Genomic DNA, 18,406 nt, shown 5'->3' on the forward strand with positions numbered 1-18,406 from the left:
GCCTCAGTCAGTGCCTTGTTTGGGACTCGAAATGTCGGCGTAAAATTTCATCAGAAATTCGCATCCCGGGATTCGATTCGCCAGAATGATTATATACCTGATCCCACGGTCCGTCCGGGGTGTGGGAAAGTTCTATTAAGGAGCTCGAAGACATTCCAAGGTAGCGAATCAGCAACGGTCGAAGAAATTCCCAGTCCGTTGGATCGACATCCGACGGGCATTCTTCTTCCTGCGCAGTTAAGGGGTTTCTTCTGGTCGCCCTAGCCGAAATCTTGCTTGCGCCGAAACGCTTAAATTGTGTGTACAACTCTCGAAAAACTGGCCCGTAGTGCCAAGCCTCAATCTTCGCCGTTACGAGCGGCTTGCCTGTTTTTGCGACGTACCACGCATGCAAGAAGTAGACGATCTTGTTGATCGCAATATTCGTAACGGTAATATCTAACCGCTCAGCCGTTTGAAGGACCAAGTTTGCGATGGCTCTAACATCATAGGGCATAGTTCAACTTCGGCATAAATCGCAGCTTCTTCAGCCCGATAGTCGGACGGGCAGTGCCGTTGGAAGTTTTGGCGCTCAGCGCGATCGACGATTAGGCGGTACAAATATCTTCGCCGCCTTGACCCGTTCCAGTGCCTGCCTGCGGACCGCCAACGTCCCTGAGTCGACAAAGTTTCGCACATCGGAAATATCTCCCGAATGCCCACGCAGCTCGTTCTTCTTGCAAAAATCGAGCGACAATTGCTGTGGAGAACTATGGGGCGCGTCTTGCTTTGACATATCAAATATCTGCGCCTGATTCGCTAACGAATAGTATCTTCTTTCGCGGACAGATCCGCAATGATCTTGGCCTCGTATTCAACAGGCGAGTCCAGCGGTACCTGAAATATCGGAACCGCATTTTTGGATTCCTGCCGCGCGAACTTTCCATCCTGCTTACGGGGTGTCGTTTGCCGAAATAACTTCAGATGAAGATGGGGTCCGACCCCATCGTATTGTTGAAAGATGACTTTTGTTCGGTCTTCCGGATCTTCAGTAATTGCGTCGCTGTGTAAGGCAATGGCTAGGCTCTTTCGATAAGGCTCGATGTATATCACCTTTGCAATACCTGCTGCGACTATATGCCTTGCGCAATTATGGCATGGATAAGTGGTTGTAAACATCGTTGCCCCAACAAGGGAATGCCGGCCTTCCCGTGCGACGGCAAGAATGGACTCCATCTCAGCATGAATGGAGCGCGAGAACTCTGTCAGGTCATCTACTTCAGTGCCGTCTATTATCTTACGTATCTGCTCAAGCTTTGAGCCTGCCTTGAGCAGCCCAGAATCTAGCACAAGCTTTGCGATGCGATCACCGATTTTGGTTCGACGCACTTCGTTGTGACAAATTTTGCTACCCCACTTGAAACAACGATGATCCTTGTCTTCAAGACCGCGCTTTGCTTGATCCCAAACATTCTGATCGTCTTCGGTATACAATCCACCACGAAACTTTGGAACATCATTCCAACCTACCGAAATCAATTCACCGGTTGCCGAGATAATGGCTGCTCCGACTTGCCGTGACATGCACGCTGATCCCGCCATCGCGGCAGTCGCTTCATACATCGCCGACTCAAATTTGGTTGGTGTGTGAATATTCGTGTCGAAAATGATCTCTAAATATCGATTGAGACGACGTTTCAATTCATCTTCTTTTTTATCGTTACAAATGAAAAAGTCGGAGAGCACAAATATCTTTCGGGTCATTTGACCGAACGTCGCTACTTCGCCCTGATCCCGATCCACGACTGTCTGCACGTCCTTCTCATCTGCGCCCTTGTCCACCAAGCGTTTCTTTCGAATCTCGTCCGGCGCAAATACTCCAAACAGCAAGAGGGTCTCGCGATAAATTTGGCGCAATAGTGCGAGTTCTTCCGCATTTTTCAGTGAGTCTATAATGTAAGCTCGGCGTCCGGGCATTAGGCTGCCGTCCGCCGTAGTGCCACCTCGCTCACCCCGAAACTTAGCGATTCTTTCGACAGCTTTCTCCGCCAAATAATTGTTTCCGAACTTCGACCGAAGCTCATTCCCCGCATTCTGCATCACGTTGATGTAGTTGTTAATCGGAATAGCGACAGGCGGCGTTATGCTAACGCGACGCGCCTCAGCGCGAATAATATCGCTCATGCCGATTATTGGGGCAACGTCATACCCGAACTGTTGGATCAATATCTCCGCGATGTATCTGGCCGAAGTTGAAACGCCTGATCCTACTGGACCAACAAGCGCGATGACGAGCTCTTGCGAGAGTCTTTCGGAGATTTCATTGGCTAGTTTTTGCTGCTCTTCGACCGCTCTCGGTCGCAAGACGATTGGCTCAACCACAGCTTCCTCCCGGTTTTGTTGATAACCTTCCCAGTAAGATCACGGGTTGCCTTTGAAATATTGGTGACGTTCGCGCGCCGAGTTCTCTCGCGGAGGCGAACAGGATTAGCTGAAAATCAGCCATCTACAACCCCCGCCAGGCAGAAGGTGAGTTTGCTACCCAATGCCGGATTGACGTGTTGGGCGACGAAAGGGAACCTCGGCTGCGACCGCCCTCACACTCGAAAAAATAGGTAATCTTGACCGGGTAAGGCGCCCAAGGGCTTGACTCGATTGGTTGCCCGGTAACACTCTGTCATCCATTGCGTGTATTGCAGAATAAACAAAGCATTGCGAGGGGCAGGATGGCGCGCAGCTCGAGGGGTATATCAACCCCATACAGAGGAAGCCCATCTCTTTCAAAGAGGGTTACTAGCTCAACGGTGAAAGAGTGCGTTCGAGCGGCAATCGACGAACCGCACATTGATCTGAATATTGCTATTTCACGGGTGTATGGCGGGAACGACCCAGCTGAGCAGATGTGGGATGACGTCTGCCAATACAGAACGTTTATAGATGATGGCCTCAGTAACAAGCAGACCGGCTTAAAGCTTTCGGCTGTTGAAGGGACCGTTACTCTTCTCGATTTCGAGAAGAAGATTGAAGCTTGGTACAAGTCGCGAGGTTGGACGGTAATTCAAGACTGAAACAGTTGCTGGCAGGGCGGGGGCAAATGAGCAAGCGACTTTCATTGGTGGCAATTGTTGCCGTGACTACATGCGGCATAGCCCATGCTGAACCAAACTCATCTGCAAAAGAGGTATTGTCTCGTATATGTCATCGCGCGGCACTCACCGACGACAACCAAACATTGCGGGATTGCGGTGCATTTTTTGCTACAAAGCGGAGTAACCGCGCTACTGAAATCAAAGCGGCCCAGAGCAAGTTGAGCAATCTCGGACCCGAAAGTGCGCGGGCAGAACTTCCGCCAACTCTAAACAACCAAACTCCGCCCAGAGATGCTGAACCGAAGCGCTTGTTTGTACGAGCCGATGCCATCGATAATTTCTGGTATTCATTGGCTCCTCCGGGCGCCGGGCTAACGGGTGTCCAAGGCGCTTCCGTGAGCTACACAAATGATCGGTTGGCCGACACACAGTCAGCGACCATAAACGGCCGAGTCAGTTACCTTTTAGTTCCTCCGAGTGTTTCCGACCTGGACAAGGGATACGAATACGCCTTCGCGGGGTGGATTTCAGGCAACGGGACTTGGAAGCAGCCGCTAAAGAGACCCGAGAACACTGCGCTCAAGATTGGTGCAGACAGCCAGCTCAGAATTATAAGTGACGACCTCTTTGCTTCAGGACGCCATTGGGACAACTATTTTGGCTTCGATCCTTATGTTCTAACCGATTTTCGTGGTTTGGAACGAACGGGGGGACTCAATTTCAGTTGGGAGCCGGTCATTCCCGAGCTTCATTTGGGAGCTGGGAAGACAACGGGATATGTTCAGGTTTTTTGGAATTTTAGGCCAGAGTTCGATCTGCGCGATGTTTCTGATCCTGGCGTTACCAATCAGCGGAAGGGTTTTTATGAATGGCTCGGTTATGCTGCGCGAGGGACGGTGCTATTTTTGCCTCTTCCTACCGGGAATGCATGGATCGATACATGGCTCGTAAATAGGTTCACGCTGATTGGCACCGCTCAATATTATTGGGATGCTCGTTCCTCGATGGACGTTCGCTCCTACTCTGCACAACTTCAATATAATCTTGGTCTCTGCAGCTTTGACGCGCCTGTCGTTGGAGTCTATCCAGATTGCGCAATAACCGGCGGGTCTACTATTTCGTTAGAGTACGATCACGGGACCGACAGAGATACTCTGGTCAAGAGCGATCAATACTTGGTCAAGCTCGGATACAAATATTAAGCGTAACCAACACAACTTAGACCGGCAGCGATTAAGATCTACCGTATGCATACGACGAAGACCGCCGGATTGACGCATGCGCGCGGGGACGGCGAGCGCTATGATGGCGTTGCGTGAAGTTCAGGCGGCCTGCTGACCGGCGGGCTTGTCGGCTTGGCGCAGGAGCTTCCATTCCCAGGGCAGCAGTTCGTGCAACAATCGGGGGAAAGGCGGACGTGGCGCGGACAGCCCCTTTCGTGAGCGAATGACGGCGCAGTCCGGCAAGCAAGTCGCGTGATTAAGCAGGAATGTACGTCAACCTAATCACATCCTCGCCAATCCGATCATTAGCCATAAGGCGGAGCGGCGGCCGGGGTCGGGCGAAATATGGCTTGCCGTGACCGAGCACGACGGGGTGCAGGTAGATTCGATATTCATCGATCAGGCCAAATTCGGTGAGGCTTTGCGCCAAGTCCGGCCCAGCAACTTCGATCTCCCCGTCGCGCTCGGCCTTCAGCTGTGAATAAGCCCAAGAGTGACCCCTCCACCGCAAAAATGAATCAATGGCTTAGCGTGCCGATCGGCATCGGGACCCCACGCCGATTCACACTTTGTGAAACGCGGGGGCGTCTGGCAACATCGTGCCGAGTCCTCAATATTTCCATGCATTGTCGAGAGTTCGCACACTTTTTTCGTCTTCGCCCGCTTTGGCTATTGGTCATTCACGCGTAGCTGCTTCAAAGTAAGCGCGATTTTCTTCGCACGCCGGCGGTTTTGATGGATTGCCCTGGTATCGGGCGATACCGAGCCGTTCAGGCAGTGGCGGCTTTGTGGAAGTTGAAGGGCAGCAGGTCTGTAATATCGGCGTCGCCGGCGCGCTGAGGCAATTCGGTGAGGACGTGGCGCAACCACGCTAACGGCTCGACACGTGAGGCGCGGCAGGTCAGCATCAGGCTATAGACGACGGCACTGGCCTTGGCTCCGTCCACGGTATCGCTGAACAACCAACTCTTCCTGCCAGTTGCAAAAACCCTGATGTCGCGCTCCAGAAGATTGTTGTCAATCGGCATGCTGCCGTCCCCGGTGTAGCGCGTCAGATATTCCCATTGGTTTCGGGTGTAGGATACGGCGTCGCCGAGCTTGCTGTCAGGCAAGACCTTCGGGGCCATGTCATCGAGCCATACTTTGAGAGCATTGAGGATGGGGACACTATGTTGCTGGCGGAAGCGGCGAATGCAGTAGGCCTGTGTTTCACCCTTCTCCGGTATTCCGTCCCACGCCCGCCTTTCAACCCGGTAGAGCTGTTCAAAGAACCGCAGCGCTTGCTCGGGCGGACCGCCGCCCTTCTTCCTGGCTTTGAGGGCATCGACAAAGCGCCGCCGGGAGTGGGCCATGCATCCAATGTGGGTGGCCCCTTCCAGCGTGCGCCATGCGGTATAGCCGTCACTCATTACAATGCCACGGTAATCGCCGAGGAAGGCTTGCGGGTGGATTTGGCCGCGGCCCGGCTGATAATCCAGAAGAACGATCGGCTCGTGGCTGCCCTTGCCGCTGCGATAAGCCCACATGTACGATGTGCTGGTGGCCCGTTTGTCCTTCTCCTTGAGGACCTGAACCGTTGTCTCGTCGCCATGGATGAGAGGTTGTGATCTGAGCCGCAGCTTCAGGGCGTCGTAGATGCGATGCAGATGCTTCTCGCTCGAGCCAATCACCCAGTGGCCCAAAGCGCCGCGGCTGACAGGAACACCTGCACGTTCGAAGGCCTGCGCCAGGCGGTAGAGCGGCGTGCCATCGACATATTTGTGAACCAGCGCGAACGCCAGCGTCGAGGGCGTGGCAACGCTGCCCGGCAATGGTTGCGGCGGCATCGGCGCGGTCACGACAGGGGCGTGGATCCCGGTGCGATCGCAATGGCGGCACGCATATTTGAAGCGCACATTCTGTAAAACCTTCGCCTTCACCTCGATATGAAGTTGCTCGGTGACAGCCTCGCCCATGCGATGCATCTGGCCACGGCAGCAAGGACACGCCTTCTGATCGTCGGACAGGTCATACTCGACGCGCTCACGAGGCAGGTTCCCCGGCAGCGGCTTGCGGCCGCGCTTCTTTCCCATTGTGTTTTCGACGGGTGGCAAGCCCGTGTCCGGAAGTTCGGCGATATTGTTCGTTTCACTGCCGGCGTCCTCCTCATCGGAGGCCTGCTCGGCTTCATTGAAGAGACGATCAACATGCTTTTCGCTGCGCGGCGCAAAACGATGCAGGCGTGCCAGCGCCAGTTCTTCCTCGAGCTTGGCGACGCGGTCGGCGAGTTGATGGTTCTCCGCCTGCAGCGCAGCAATGCGTGCCAACAGCACTTCAACACTCGGATCGCCGGTTCGATTCATCGAATTCTTGAATCTGAACCGTACCGACGCGTCAACCGCTCAACTCGAGAGCTCAGCCGGCAACCTGATATTGCCGCACCGGATGGCGGACCATCGCATCGATATCGATGCCGTCAAGGATCCAGTGCAATTGCTCCGTCGTCAGCGTGACGATCGCCTCCTGGCGGCGCGGCCATCGGAACCTGTCTTCGGTCAGCCGCTTCAGGACCAGTACAAAGCCGGACCGATCGAAGAACAGAAGCTTCATCCGGTCGCAACGGCGATTGCAGAACGCAAAAACCGCCGGAGTGAATGGATCGAGCGCCATCGTCTCCTGGACCAGGACCGCAAGGCTGTTGATGCCAGCCCGGAAGTCGATCGGCTCACGGTGCAGATAGACCTGCAGGTCATCGCCCAGTCTAAACATCGCCCAGCGCTCCGATGATCGCCGTCAATGCATCCACATCGCCGCATTCCAGCGCGAGCTTCACGCCATTCGGCAGCGACACGCTCACTTTGGCCGGAGAACAAAAAGCTGGAGTCCCTTTGGGTTCCGAACCACGCACTTCATCGTAAGCCGGCAAATCAACCGTCGCCACGCTGTCTTTTCGCGACAGGTCCCGCTCGGACTTCCCCTCAAGCTGAACCGGGATGAACGCCGGGCGTGAGGACGGCGGCAGCGACCTGGTCGCGCTGTGCTTCTTGATCCACTTCCGAAGGAGGTTCGCGTTGACCCCATGTTCGAGTGCAAGCCTCGATACCGAAACCCCAGGCTCAAGGCAGGCCGCGACAAGACGCTCTTTCGATGCCGCCTCGTAGCGCCGGCGACCGTTCCGGCCGACAAGCCTGACCCGCAGTTTCTGATCATCGTCGCTCATCACAAGGTGTCCACCTATTTTGGTGGACACCTCATGCATCAGGACTCTCAAAAGCAAAAGGTGCGGAGAAATTCGCGCTTACGCTTCAAATCGCTCGCGCGTTGATGCAGCGAGCCTTCCCAAGCCGAAGTGCTCCTGCATCCCGCGAATGATCTCCTCTTCTTCCTCCAGACCTTCGGCCCGCAGGATTTCGGCAAGGCCAGCGAGTTCCGGGAGTGGAATGTCGCCATGGTCACGGCCGCCGGCGCCACGATAAGAAGTCTTGGAGACCACTTCGGCGTCCACAGGCCAGATAAGATGACGGTCGCCATCCCGGCTGCTCGGGAAGCGTCCCTTGCCCAGCGCTGCCCAAACTGTCTTCTGTACGACCTCACCGGAGCGCTGGAAACCGTGAGCTCGAGCGATGCGCTCTACGAGTACGTCGAAATAGATCGGAGCTTCCTGCGAGATCACATGATCAACCATGCGGCGTAGGTGGCCGCGGTAGGACGGCTCATAGAAACTTTCGCGATCGGGGCGAGCTACATCTTCAGGATTGGCTTTCACATATGTACCTGGCGGCACTTCGCGGCTTGGATCGCTTGTTTCGGGCCCGCGGGCGTATCTCCGGAGCTCGACCTCGTCGCGGTCGTTAGCCGGCTGCGGCAGCGGTTGCGCCCGATCGTCAGCTACGGTCGGCGGCGCGGCTAGGACCGACGACACGGCGGGGCCATCATCCACATCATCGTTCGTTGGCACGGCGATCTCAGTGTCCGGTGCTGCGGTTGCTGTGGACGCCATCGCGCGAGATGCTCGGTCAGCTTCCAGGTCGGCAGTCAGGCGGGCGTGGAGCTTTTCCATCGCAGTGGCTGCATCCATCCACCACTCGGTGCTCCAGATACGCCTGATCCGCCAGCCAAGGTCGGTCAACACCATCTCGCGCAGTCGGTCGCGATCGCGCGCCGTCGCCGAGCGGTGATAGGTGGCGCCGTCACATTCGACACCCGCGAGGTAACGCCCCGGGAAGTCCGGATGCACCACCCCAAGGTCGATACGAAAGAAAGAGACGCCGACCTGGGAATGAACTACCCAACCCTGCTCCTGGAGTGCTCGCATCACAGCATCTTCGAAGGGTGACTCGGTTCCGCGCCCTGTCGGTGAGAATGCTTCGGCGATGGCGCGCGCGCCGCTTTCGGCAAATTCCAGGAAGTGCTTAAAATCGACAACACCTTTCGCATTGGTGCGCCCAAGGTCGATCTGCTCCGGCCGCAGGGTCGCGAATACGAGAAGCTCGCGCCGTGCGCGGGTCACTGCGACGTTTAGCCGGCGATGCCCGCCCTCACCGTTGAGCGACGAGATCTGGGCCGTGATACGTCCCGTCTTGTCGGGTCCAACCGCTACCGAGAAGATGATGATGTCGCGCTCGTCGCCTTGGATGTTCTCAATGTTCTTGACGAGAATCGGCTCCCTGGTCTGGTTCCGGTCGAAGTGCGGTTCGAGGGATGGATCGCTGCGGCGCTCTTGGTCGAGCATGTTCTCGATCAATCGCTGCTGTTCTGAGTTGAAAGTGACAACGCCAATCGAGTCCGAGGAGCTTTTTGCGCGCCTGACGATCTCTGCTACGACGGCGGCGGCCTCCTTGCGATTGACCTTGGCGCCGCCGCGTTCGTAAACACCATCTGCCACGTGGATGTAGCGCACAGCGGTGTCGCGAGTTACCGGCGACGGAAAAGTCATCAGCTCGCCGCGGTAGTATTTTGCATTAGAGAACGCAATGAGGCTCTCGTGACGGCTACGATAATGCCAACTCAACCGCATGCTCGGTAGATTAGAAGCGAGGCACTCGTCGAGGATGCTCTGCTGGCTCTGGATAGTTGACCCGTCGTCGTCTTCGTCGTCGACGCCGCGCTGGCCAACGCTGGTCGGCGGCAACTGTTCGGGGTCACCCACGATGACGACCTGACTGCCACGGGCGATGGCGCCAATCGCATCCCAAACTGGGATCTGCGAAGCCTCGTCGAAGATCACGACATCGAAGGGATTGGCGTCCGCCGGCAGGTACTGCGCGATCGACAGCGGGCTCATCATCACGCAAGGCGCAAGCTTAGTCAGAACGTTCGGAATACGTCCAAATAACTGGCGAAGAGGTATGTGCTTTGCCTTCTTATTGATTTCGCGTGCGAGCGTGCCCCATTCCGGATCCGCGCCAAAGTTCGTCTGGGTCGGCAGCGCAGTTCCGATACGCGCCTTAACGATTTGGCGAGCAAGATCGCCAATCTTTTTGTCGGCCGCGACGAACCCCTCGATCGTGGCCTCGTGCTTCTGGGCAAGGAAGCTACTTAAGGTCTCGTCCTCGTTGACGATCGCTTCCGCGGTCCATCGCGCATAGGAGTATTCGAATGCACGGGTTATTTCCTGTCCCGCAATCCGCCCCTGCTCGACGGCATCGATCAGCGGAGAGAGGCCTGCCCCGCGCGCTCCCTGCGCAGCCGCCTGCCAGGTCGCCCATTGCGGGGCCTTGATGACGTTTGCCTTCCAACGCGCAGTCCGCTCGAGGAGCTTATCTATCCACCCCGTTTCGACGCTGATAATGCTCTCTGGTTCTTCAAGGCCGACGCAGGCACCAAGCGCACGAGCTGCCTCGCGCATCGCGGGGAAAGCCCTAGTCATAGCTTCGAATGCACGTCTCGCTTGTCCGCCGGGCCTAAACCTGGCCACGTCGCGATTCAGTTGGTCCGCGACGTAGGCGAGCAGGCGTTCGGGGGCCACATCGTCAAGCTTAACAGCGTCCACAACGTCACGCATGCTGTCCGCCCACAAAATCAAGCTGTCAAACCGAGCGACATCGGTCGCCGTCCCCCGCCAAAGACGCTCGATACCCGCGAATCGCGGTCTGATCATTGCGATCTCGCGCAGCAATATCGCGAGGTCCTGCATCACCACGATATCTCGACCGATGTCATCCGGGACACCGCCGCTACAATAGGGTTCAAGTACAAGCCGGACTTTTTTCTTGCGGCTTCCGCGCATGACCATGTTGGAAGCGCAAGCCTCGAACCAATCGCGTTGCAATTCCTCCAGGTCGAGATGAGTAGCCTTGAGATCGTACTCGGCCGAAAGCTCCGCCCTCTTGGCCTCCAATCTACGTACCGCGTCAGCTAGGTCCGACAGCGCGCGAACGTGTTCGAGGGCATCATCGGTCAAGAGTAATACGCCGTCGGCCGCATCGGCGTGCAGCATCACAGAGGCTAGCTTCACCAGCTGAGGCAACAATCCGTCGGTAATGACCTGCTCGAGCCCAACCGATATGGCGAGGCCTTCGGCAGCCGTCTTTACTTCGATTAAAGCTGCCTGAAGGCGATCGACGTGTTGCTGCAGCGCCTGGACCCAAGCTGGATTCCATTTCGTTTGTTCGATACCCTGAAGCGGATGCGTGGCCGGATCGCCGACCGCTTGAAGCGCGGTTCGGATATCGGCGCATGTGTCTCGCATCCGTGCGAGCTCCGCCGGTGAATGCACCGTTCCAACCGGCCAGCTCAGTTCGATATCTGGAAGACGGCCTCGATCGGCTACCACCCGGCCGAAGGCCTCATAGGCTGTCATGCCGTTTGCGCGCCGCCGGTGGAGCGCGGATACTAGCTTGTTCAGCTGGTCGCGCTTTGCCTTCAGATCGCCGGCGGCAGACGACCAATGTTCCTCCGTCACCTCGTCACGCTCGCGCCATGCGCTCGCCAGTTGCTCCAGAACGCTCGATTTTTGAGCCTTTGTGGAATGGACCTCGAGGCAGTAGCTGCCTAGCCCGATGGAATTCATGCGCTGCCGGACAACCTCTAGGGCGGCGGTCTTCTGAGAAACAAACAGGACTGTCTTTTGGTGGGCCAGACAGTTGGTGATCATGTTTGCAATCGTCTGGCTCTTGCCGGTTCCCGGCGGGCCAAACAGCACAAAATCCCCGCCGCGCTGGGCGGCAACGACGGCTGCGATCTGCGACGAATCGGCCGACAACGGCGTGAACAGGTCGGCTGGGTCGATGATTTGGTCTATCGTGTTGGCCACGATAAAGGAGCTTCCCGAGCCCCCCGCATAAGTGTGCGTGGGCGTGTCTATCAGATGGCGAACCACCGGATTCCGCTTAAGGATGTCGGTGCGATCGATCAGATCCTTCCACATCAGGTATTTCGTGAAGGAGAGGGTCGCGAGCACAACTTGCTCGGTCACCTCCCAGCCCTTGATGTTTTTTACGTGCCGGCGGACGGACCGCCATATCTCCGCGACGTCTATGCCCGAGCCGTCTTCTGGCAATTCATTTTCGAACTCCGGCATCGCCAGATCGAAGTCCTGTTTGAGCATTTGCAGCAGCGTCGGATTGAAGCGCGTTTCGTCTTCGTGCAGCGTCAACCTGAAGCCGGAGCGCACGCTCTTGCGTTCGAGCTGGACGGGGACGAGCACCACCGGTGCTCGATATGGCCCGGCTCCCTCGGAGGGAGTCCATTTGAGGAACCCCAGACAAAGGTAGAGGACGTTCGCGCCTCCTTCCTCGAAGGCAAGTTTCGAACCCCGATAAAGGTCGGTCAGGCGGCCATCGACTTCGGTTTCGAGAACGCTGGTGTGCAGGTCGCCGCGCCCCATTGCGTCCAGAAGGAAGTCCTTGCGGACGTCGTCGTCCCGCCGTTCCCCCAACAGCGTACTATCGCGGCCATCGCTGCCATCGAGAATGCCCGTCCTGCCGAGCAGCTTAAATTTAGCTCCGCTGGCGAGTTGGTCCTCGAGCCTTGAGGCGTCGGGACACTCGATGGCGATAGTCGACTTCGTGTCCTTGAAATTGAGTAGCTTATTCCGCAAGGAGAGGTCGAGGAGGTTTCTTTTCCAAGTCTCGAGTCGATCAAGCGGTTTACCCGGAGTGGCCTCGCGTCGCTTGTCCAGCTCCTCCTCAAACAGCGGCGTTTCGCCGACCTCCTGAGCGACTGGCGCTGCTGTCGCAGGCGTGATCGCTGGCTCGTTGGAGTCCGAAAGGTCGAGCGACCGAATCTTGGCGCTCCTCGCCCGACGCACGTCGATCGCGAGTTCGAAGGCCACGGCGGCTTCCTCGGCAACCAGCTTCTTACCTGCTTCGACCGCTTGCTTGAACCGCCCTGGGGTAGCGCCCGTCAGAAGTGTCGTCTCGACTAAGACCATCTCATCGAGCTGAACTCGCTTTCGCAGCAGCTGCGGATCGTCGATCACGAAAGTCGAGAAATCCTCATCGACTAACCAGACACCCACGAACGCGTGTCCCTCTGTCAATACTAGGATGGGGTTGAGGCCAGCCTGTTCGAGGCAAGAGGCGTAAAGCAGCGTCAGATCGAGACAGGTGCCGACCTTTCGTGAAAGGATGTCGCTTGGGCCACGGACTTGCTGCCCAGAACGCTCAAAGCTCATGGGCGGCAACACATAAGCAATGCCGTGAGAAACCAGTGCCGCCCAAATGGCGTCGGCGATTTCCCAGGCGCGCGCCTTAGTCCCCTTTCGGTAACCGTCCATGGCATCGCTGCGGCCGGCCGCGGCTAGCTTTCCGGACGCCTCGCGAAGAATAACGTCCACACTCGGATCGGTCGGACGGACGAAAGCGGCAAGAAGTTCGGGCGCCGAATTGATTCCGCCCCAGTGAGATGGCGGAAGGAGATCGATGTCCAGGGTATGCTCAGCAACGGTCTCGCCCGCGGCCTGAACGCGAACGCGCAGCTCCCCCCGGCGCGAGGCGTTAATCCCGGCCAGAAACGCAGGGTCGAGCTTAAAATCGAGGCTGCGAATGTGATGTGTGGCGCTATCCGAGATGCGTTCTACACGCCACACACTCGGGGTGAGAAACGGCGGCTCAGCGGAAAGGTGAACCGAAATGTCCGTCAGGTCGCGACCTAGTCTATTTTCCAAAGCCAATTCGCGAACAATCGGGATCGCGTTCTGATAGAAGGCGATGTTGACCTGGTGCGCCGCGACGCAAGTGACCTTTAGTCCCTTGGCCGTTTCCCCTTCCGCCTCGATGGTCTCCGCCATATTCTTGTGCCCCCAGTAGTGGGCCACATTCTAGCAATAATTGATCGAAGGAGGAAAGTTCTACCCGAAACAGGCAGCCGGCGGATCCAGATCAAAGGATAGCATGCGACTTTAGGCTAGCGCTCCGAAATCCCGCCGCGTCCCCGTGATCGTCGCTTAGCCAAAGTTCTGACAGCGCGGCCCATAGCTCGTGAAATGACATTCCCCGCTCTGCTGATCGAGCGGTGATTTTGGAGACAAGCTCCGAGATCGGGTCACCTTCCAAGTGCATCAGGGCCGGATGTCGCGTCTCCCCGCCTGAATGGACATAGTAGATTTCGTTCAGAACCGACCGAACACGATAAGCCGCTTCGCTGGGAGGCACTCCCACCGGGGGCTAAGCTCCCTTTCGTTCGGCTCGTGTGTGTTTCGGCATGGAATAAGGACCCCCGTTTCGGGGTGATCGGCATCCAATCGGGACCCCGGGATAAGGGTCCACAGTGGCTTCCATCGAGTCATGGAAGCCGAGGTTGGGATGCTGGTGGTGGAGACGATTGGTAAGATCCGTCGCGCCTACTTTGTTGATGGTCGTCCGATCAAGGCGATCTGCCGAGAACTTGGCGTATCGCGGAAGGTGGTTCGCAAGGTCATTCGTTCTCAAGCGACGGAGTTCCGGTACGAGCGCGAGACGCAGCCGCTCCCGAAGATGGGTGCCTGGAGTGCCGAGCTTGATCGGTTGCTGGCAGGGAATGAGAGCAAGGCGGCGCGGGAACGGCTGACGCTGATCCGGCTATTCGAGGAACTCCGCGGCCTGGGTTATGCCGGCGGCTATGATGCGGTTCGTCGATACGCCCGACGGTGGACCAAGGAACGCGGCACCTCGACAGCGTCGGCTTATGTGCCGCTGAGCTTTGCACCAGGCGAAGCCTACCAGTTCGACTGGAGCCACGAGGTGGTCCTGCTGAGCGGCACCACGGTGATGGTGAAGGCTGCTCATGTTCGGCTCTGTCACAGTCGCATGCTGTTCGTGCGGGCCTATCCGCGGGAGACGCAGGAGATGGTGTTCGACGCCCACGACCGGGCATTCGCCCTGTTCAAAGGCACCTGCACCCGCGGCATCTACGACAACATGAAGACCGCGGTGGAGACGATCTTTGTCGGTAAAGGCCGTCTCTACAATCGCCGCTTCCTGCAGATGTGCAGCCACTATCTGGTCGATCCGGTCGCCTGTACGCCAGCGTCGGGCTGGGAGAAGGGGCAGGTCGAGAACCAGGTCGGGCTGGTCCGGGAGCGCTTCTTCACGCCGCGGCTGCGGTTCAAAAACCTCGACGAGTTAAACGCCTGGCTGCTCGACAAGTGCATCGCCTACGCCAAGGCTCATCGCCATCCGGAGCTGGTCGATCAGACGATCTGGGACGTGTTCGAAGCCGAACGCCCCAAACTCGTTCCCTATGCCGGCCGCTTCGACGGCTTCCATGCGGTGACAGCATCGGTCTCGAAGACCTGCCTGGTGCGCTTCGACAACAACAAGTACTCGGTCGCAGCCAGTGCAGTCGGACGACCGGTCGAGGTTCAAGCCTATGCCGATCGCATCGTGATCCGTCAGGATGGACGTATCGTTGCCGAGCACCCGCGATCCTTTGGCCGCGGCGATACCGTCTACGACCCCTGGCATTATGTGCCGGTGCTCGCCCGCAAACCCGGCGCCTTGCGCAACGGTGCTCCCTTCAAAGACTGGGTGCTGCCGGCCGCGATCGAGCGGATCCGGCGCAAGCTGGCCAGCACCGACGATGGCAATCGGCAGATGGTCGACATCCTCACCGCGGTGCTGACTGACGGTCTGTCCGCGGTGGAAGCGGCTTGTGCCGAAGCGCTCAGTCACAGCGTCCATTCCGCCGATGTCGTTCTCAATATCCTGGCCCGTCAACGTGAACCCGCCCCACCGGCCAACATCATGACGCCGGCCGCACTGACGCTCCGTCATGCACCGATCGCCGATTGTGCCCGCTACGACAACCTCCGGAGGACCATCTGATGGAACGAACCCAAATCTTCGACCTCATGGGCGAACTTAAGCTCTACGGCATGAAGGCTGCCTTCGACGAGATCATGGCAACTGCCGTCAAGCGCCAGCACGAGCCTCAACGCATTGTCGGCGACCTGCTCAACGCCGAGATCAACGAGAAGCAAGCCAGGTCGATCAAATACCAGCTCACCATTGCCAAGCTGCCGCTCGCCAAGGACATCGCCGACTTCCAGTTCGACGGCACGCCGATCAATCAGACTCTCGTCAATGATCTCGCTGGCGGCGGCTTCATCGCCCAACAACGCAACGTCGTGCTGGTTGGCGGCACCGGTACAGGCAAAACCCACCTGGCCATTGCCATCGCCAGAAGTTGCATCCGCGATGGCGCCAGAGGACGCTTCTACAACGTAGTCGACCTCGTCAACCGGCTCGAGACCGAGACCCGCAACGGTCGGCAGGGACGGCTCGCCGAGCATCTGACCCGCATGGACTTCATCGTTCTCGACGAGCTGGGCTATCTGCCGTTCGCGCAATCCGGCGGTCAGCTCCTGTTCCATCTCATCAGCCGGCTCTACGAGCGCACCTCCATCATTGTCACCACCAATCTTGCGTTCGGCGAATGGCCCAGTGTGTTCGGTGATGCCAAAATGACCACCGCGCTACTCGACCGATTGACCCATCACTGCGACATCGTCGAGACCGGCAACGACAGCTGGCGATTCAAAAGCCGCGACGATGTTCAAACAACCCGCGCTCGCGCCGTCTCCGCAACCCCGACCAGCTCCGACGACCCGAGCGCTACCAGCAGAGCACGCCGATCAAAGGGGTCCCTTTTGGATGCCGATAGGGGGTCCCAGTCGAACGCCGATTGACAGGCTCGTGCTGCGCAAGGAGCAGACGCCAAAAAGATATTGCTGCCCCCGCCCAGCCTAGCCCTAATGCACTTCGCACTTCGTCGAGTGTTGTTGATTGCGTGCTCGCGACGCGGTAACACAATTCCTGCAACCGACGCGGCAATCCGCCAGATTCGGCCACTATCACATCAAGCACTTGGCTATCGTATGAACGTGCGGCGGGCCCTAAAAAACTCTCTGCGAGTCGCCTGCTTTCTGGTGGAGTAAGTGCGGCGAGGCGATACATCTCGGATCGGGATTGTCCGGCGCCGCTAAGCCCCCTTACATCGGTGACGGTGAATATGAAGCTGTTTACCGCCGAGGATTTTTCGAGCGTCTTGAGGCAGATTTCAACGAGCTGTGGATTGCTATCTGGGTTCGTGACCATTACGGCGCGGCGGCCCGACATCGAGGCAAACCTCAGGTTATTTAGCAGTTCCTCCTGCACATATTGCACCGCAGACGGAGATCCAGCATCAAATTCGATAAAGTCAAACGGACTTCCTGTTTCAAACTCCTTGCAGGTTGGGCATTTTCCGCAGGGCGATCCACTCACGTTAAGCGCACCCTCGCATAGCAGCCTGTTTGCGTAAATGCGTCCAAGCGTTCTCTTACCGACACCCTCAGGCCCGCAAAGAACTAGCGGTGTGCTATGCCGATCCGAGCTGATGCGTTGCTGCAGTCCTTGGACAGCAACCTGATGACCGATGACGTCGACAAACGACTGCGGCTGAAGTTTCGAAACTGGCCGCGGCGAGCTCGATTCATCGGATTGCCGCTTGCTTGTGACGGCATTCGCATCGTTCGTCAGGAGCTCAAGCAGGCGTGCAACCCACGGCCTTTCCGCCACCGCCGATTCAGTCAAAAAGGAAACGAGATCTCGCACACCTTTGCCGAGGCTCGTATCGGTCTCCTCCCTACTGGCGCGCGCGAGTGATATCGAGGTCCGTAGCTCTGCCCAGAGTCCAACCAGCGGATCGTCCGCCATGGCCGGCGCCGTTCGATCCAAAAAATCGCGCCCCAGCTCGTCGACCAAGACAAGGGTTTGATCAACCCTGAACCTGGAAGTGTGCCGCTGGGCATCGATTTCGGAGAATCGATACGCAAATATTAAGACAATACAAGCCCAAACCAACGCCCTACTTTTGCGATCTTCGGGCTTACCTGACCACGCAGAGTTACCCGATGCGCCCCTCTGCCGATCGCTCGAGGGATTTAGCTTCAGGAGAGTCTGTGTGTGCCGAGCCAGTTCATCGGCTAGCTCTCCCCCTCGTCGTCCGCTTGGGAACCGAACCGCCAGCCCGCGCAGTAATTCGGGAAGCTGTACCGAATCCCGCCGCTCGACCATCGCGCGCAATGGCCGCATGACGATGCTGCGGCTACGTTGCTGCTCTCGGCTAGCACTTTCACCGGAGAACAGACCGGTATCGGGATCAACGAACAGCAAGACAACGCGATCAAATGCCCCCCTAAGCTCAGGTAAGTTCATCGGATCTTGACCGACGATATTTTCAAAATAGTTCAGAAATTCACGCTGGCTTAGAAGGCCGCGCCGCGGGACAAGAACACTTCGCGACTCGAGATACGTTAATATCGGCAGCAGAGTAGCAGGACTCACGACAGGCTCGTGAATCACGTCGCACGCTTCCTCCACCTTTGACCACAGCGGATGCTCTAGAAGCGCGCTCTCGTTGGAAACGAATAGGACCACCGGCTGCCCGTCCGGGCGGCAAATTGCTTCCAATGTCGCGGCAATCTGGTCGGCGGTGACGTCGAGCCCATCCTCTGGCCAGTCACAGATGCCTATTCCTTGAAATAGACCGCCACCGACACTCGAGGAGCACAATTCGTCAAAGGAGCAGTCAAGGACTAGATTTCCATCGCGCTCCGCAATTTGGGAAAGAGCCTCTATTAGCCCCGAACGCAGCATCCCGGTTCGGTAGCGATAGACCAGCGTTCGCTCAAGGCGAACCGGGGGCTTCAGAAGATATTCGACGTCCAGCACG

10 protein-coding genes and 1 pseudogene are annotated in these 18,406 nt (G+C 57.6%); 3 read left to right on the plus strand and 8 right to left on the minus strand.

Annotated features, from left to right (window positions below; genetic code table 11):
- Positions 1 to 7: 7 nt before the first annotated feature.
- Together HU230_RS32735 and HU230_RS32740 are read right to left on the minus strand one after the other, a co-directional pair.
- Positions 8 to 496 carry a Panacea domain-containing protein gene (locus tag HU230_RS32735; RefSeq protein ID WP_176534618.1) on the minus strand — a complete coding sequence of 163 codons (489 nt, stop codon included), beginning with the start codon at positions 494 to 496 and terminating at the stop codon, positions 8 to 10.
- A 302-nt stretch (positions 497 to 798) separates the two neighbouring features.
- Positions 799 to 2,361, minus strand: coding sequence for an anti-phage dCTP deaminase (locus tag HU230_RS32740; protein ID WP_176534617.1), 1,563 nt, complete (start codon positions 2,359 to 2,361; stop codon positions 799 to 801).
- Positions 2,362 to 3,073: 712 nt separating this feature from the next.
- Between HU230_RS32740 and HU230_RS32745 the strand changes: the two genes are divergently transcribed.
- Entirely contained in the window at positions 3,074 to 4,270 is a 1,197-nt protein-coding gene (locus HU230_RS32745; RefSeq protein ID WP_176534616.1) for a hypothetical protein, read from the plus strand.
- Positions 4,271 to 4,547: 277 nt separating this feature from the next.
- Here the strand turns inward: HU230_RS32745 and HU230_RS32750 are convergent.
- From HU230_RS32750 to HU230_RS32770, 5 genes and pseudogenes are all read right to left on the minus strand, one after another.
- Positions 4,548 to 4,778: pseudogene (locus HU230_RS32750) on the minus strand (dihydrofolate reductase family protein); the annotation flags it as partial.
- 283 nt (positions 4,779 to 5,061) lie between these two features.
- Positions 5,062 to 6,633 carry an IS66 family transposase gene (tnpC, locus tag HU230_RS32755; protein ID WP_166213725.1) on the minus strand — a complete coding sequence of 524 codons (1,572 nt, stop codon included), beginning with the start codon at positions 6,631 to 6,633 and terminating at the stop codon, positions 5,062 to 5,064.
- Positions 6,634 to 6,685: 52 nt separating this feature from the next.
- Complete coding sequence (gene tnpB / locus HU230_RS32760; protein WP_166073804.1) at positions 6,686 to 7,039, minus strand: IS66 family insertion sequence element accessory protein TnpB; 354 nt, start codon at positions 7,037 to 7,039, stop codon at positions 6,686 to 6,688.
- Entirely contained in the window at positions 7,032 to 7,490 is a 459-nt protein-coding gene (gene tnpA, locus HU230_RS32765; RefSeq protein WP_166073826.1) for an IS66-like element accessory protein TnpA, read from the minus strand. The genes tnpB and tnpA overlap by 8 nt, the downstream gene beginning before the upstream one ends.
- Before the next feature lie 78 nt (positions 7,491 to 7,568).
- Positions 7,569 to 13,502: a DUF3320 domain-containing protein gene (locus HU230_RS32770; protein ID WP_210284350.1), complete on the minus strand. Its 5,934-nt coding sequence runs from the start codon at positions 13,500 to 13,502 to the stop codon at positions 7,569 to 7,571.
- A gap of 514 nt (positions 13,503 to 14,016) precedes the next feature.
- Here HU230_RS32770 and istA point away from each other — a divergent pair.
- Positions 14,017 to 15,516 carry an IS21 family transposase gene (istA, locus tag HU230_RS32775; protein WP_166309211.1) on the plus strand — a complete coding sequence of 500 codons (1,500 nt, stop codon included), beginning with the start codon at positions 14,017 to 14,019 and terminating at the stop codon, positions 15,514 to 15,516.
- Positions 15,516 to 16,379, plus strand: coding sequence for an IS21-like element helper ATPase IstB (istB, locus tag HU230_RS32780; RefSeq protein ID WP_166107168.1), 864 nt, complete (start codon positions 15,516 to 15,518; stop codon positions 16,377 to 16,379). The genes istA and istB overlap by 1 nt, the downstream gene beginning before the upstream one ends.
- Here istB and HU230_RS32785 read toward each other — a convergent pair.
- Positions 16,306 to 18,405, minus strand: a complete 2,100-nt coding sequence (locus HU230_RS32785; RefSeq protein WP_176534615.1) for a hypothetical protein — start codon at positions 18,403 to 18,405, stop codon at positions 16,306 to 16,308. The genes istB and HU230_RS32785 overlap by 74 nt on opposite strands.
- Between the last annotated feature and the right edge of the window lies 1 nt (position 18,406).

Origin of the sequence: Bradyrhizobium quebecense (assembly GCF_013373795.3) — a bacterium.
GTDB classification, from domain to species: Bacteria; Pseudomonadota; Alphaproteobacteria; order Rhizobiales; family Xanthobacteraceae; genus Bradyrhizobium; species Bradyrhizobium quebecense.

Coding starts and splice junctions, on each gene's coding strand:
- HU230_RS32770 (WP_210284350.1), bottom strand. CDS start 13,502: ATGGCGGAGACCATCGAGGCGGAAGGGGAAACGGCCAAGGGACTAAAG.
- HU230_RS32735 (WP_176534618.1), bottom strand. CDS start 496: ATGCCCTATGATGTTAGAGCCATCGCAAACTTGGTCCTTCAAACGGCT.
- tnpC (WP_166213725.1), bottom strand. CDS start 6,633: ATGAATCGAACCGGCGATCCGAGTGTTGAAGTGCTGTTGGCACGCATT.
- istA (WP_166309211.1), top strand. CDS start 14,017: ATGCTGGTGGTGGAGACGATTGGTAAGATCCGTCGCGCCTACTTTGTT.
- tnpB (WP_166073804.1), bottom strand. CDS start 7,039: ATGTTTAGACTGGGCGATGACCTGCAGGTCTATCTGCACCGTGAGCCG.
- istB (WP_166107168.1), top strand. CDS start 15,516: ATGGAACGAACCCAAATCTTCGACCTCATGGGCGAACTTAAGCTCTAC.
- HU230_RS32745 (WP_176534616.1), top strand. CDS start 3,074: ATGAGCAAGCGACTTTCATTGGTGGCAATTGTTGCCGTGACTACATGC.
- tnpA (WP_166073826.1), bottom strand. CDS start 7,490: ATGAGCGACGATGATCAGAAACTGCGGGTCAGGCTTGTCGGCCGGAAC.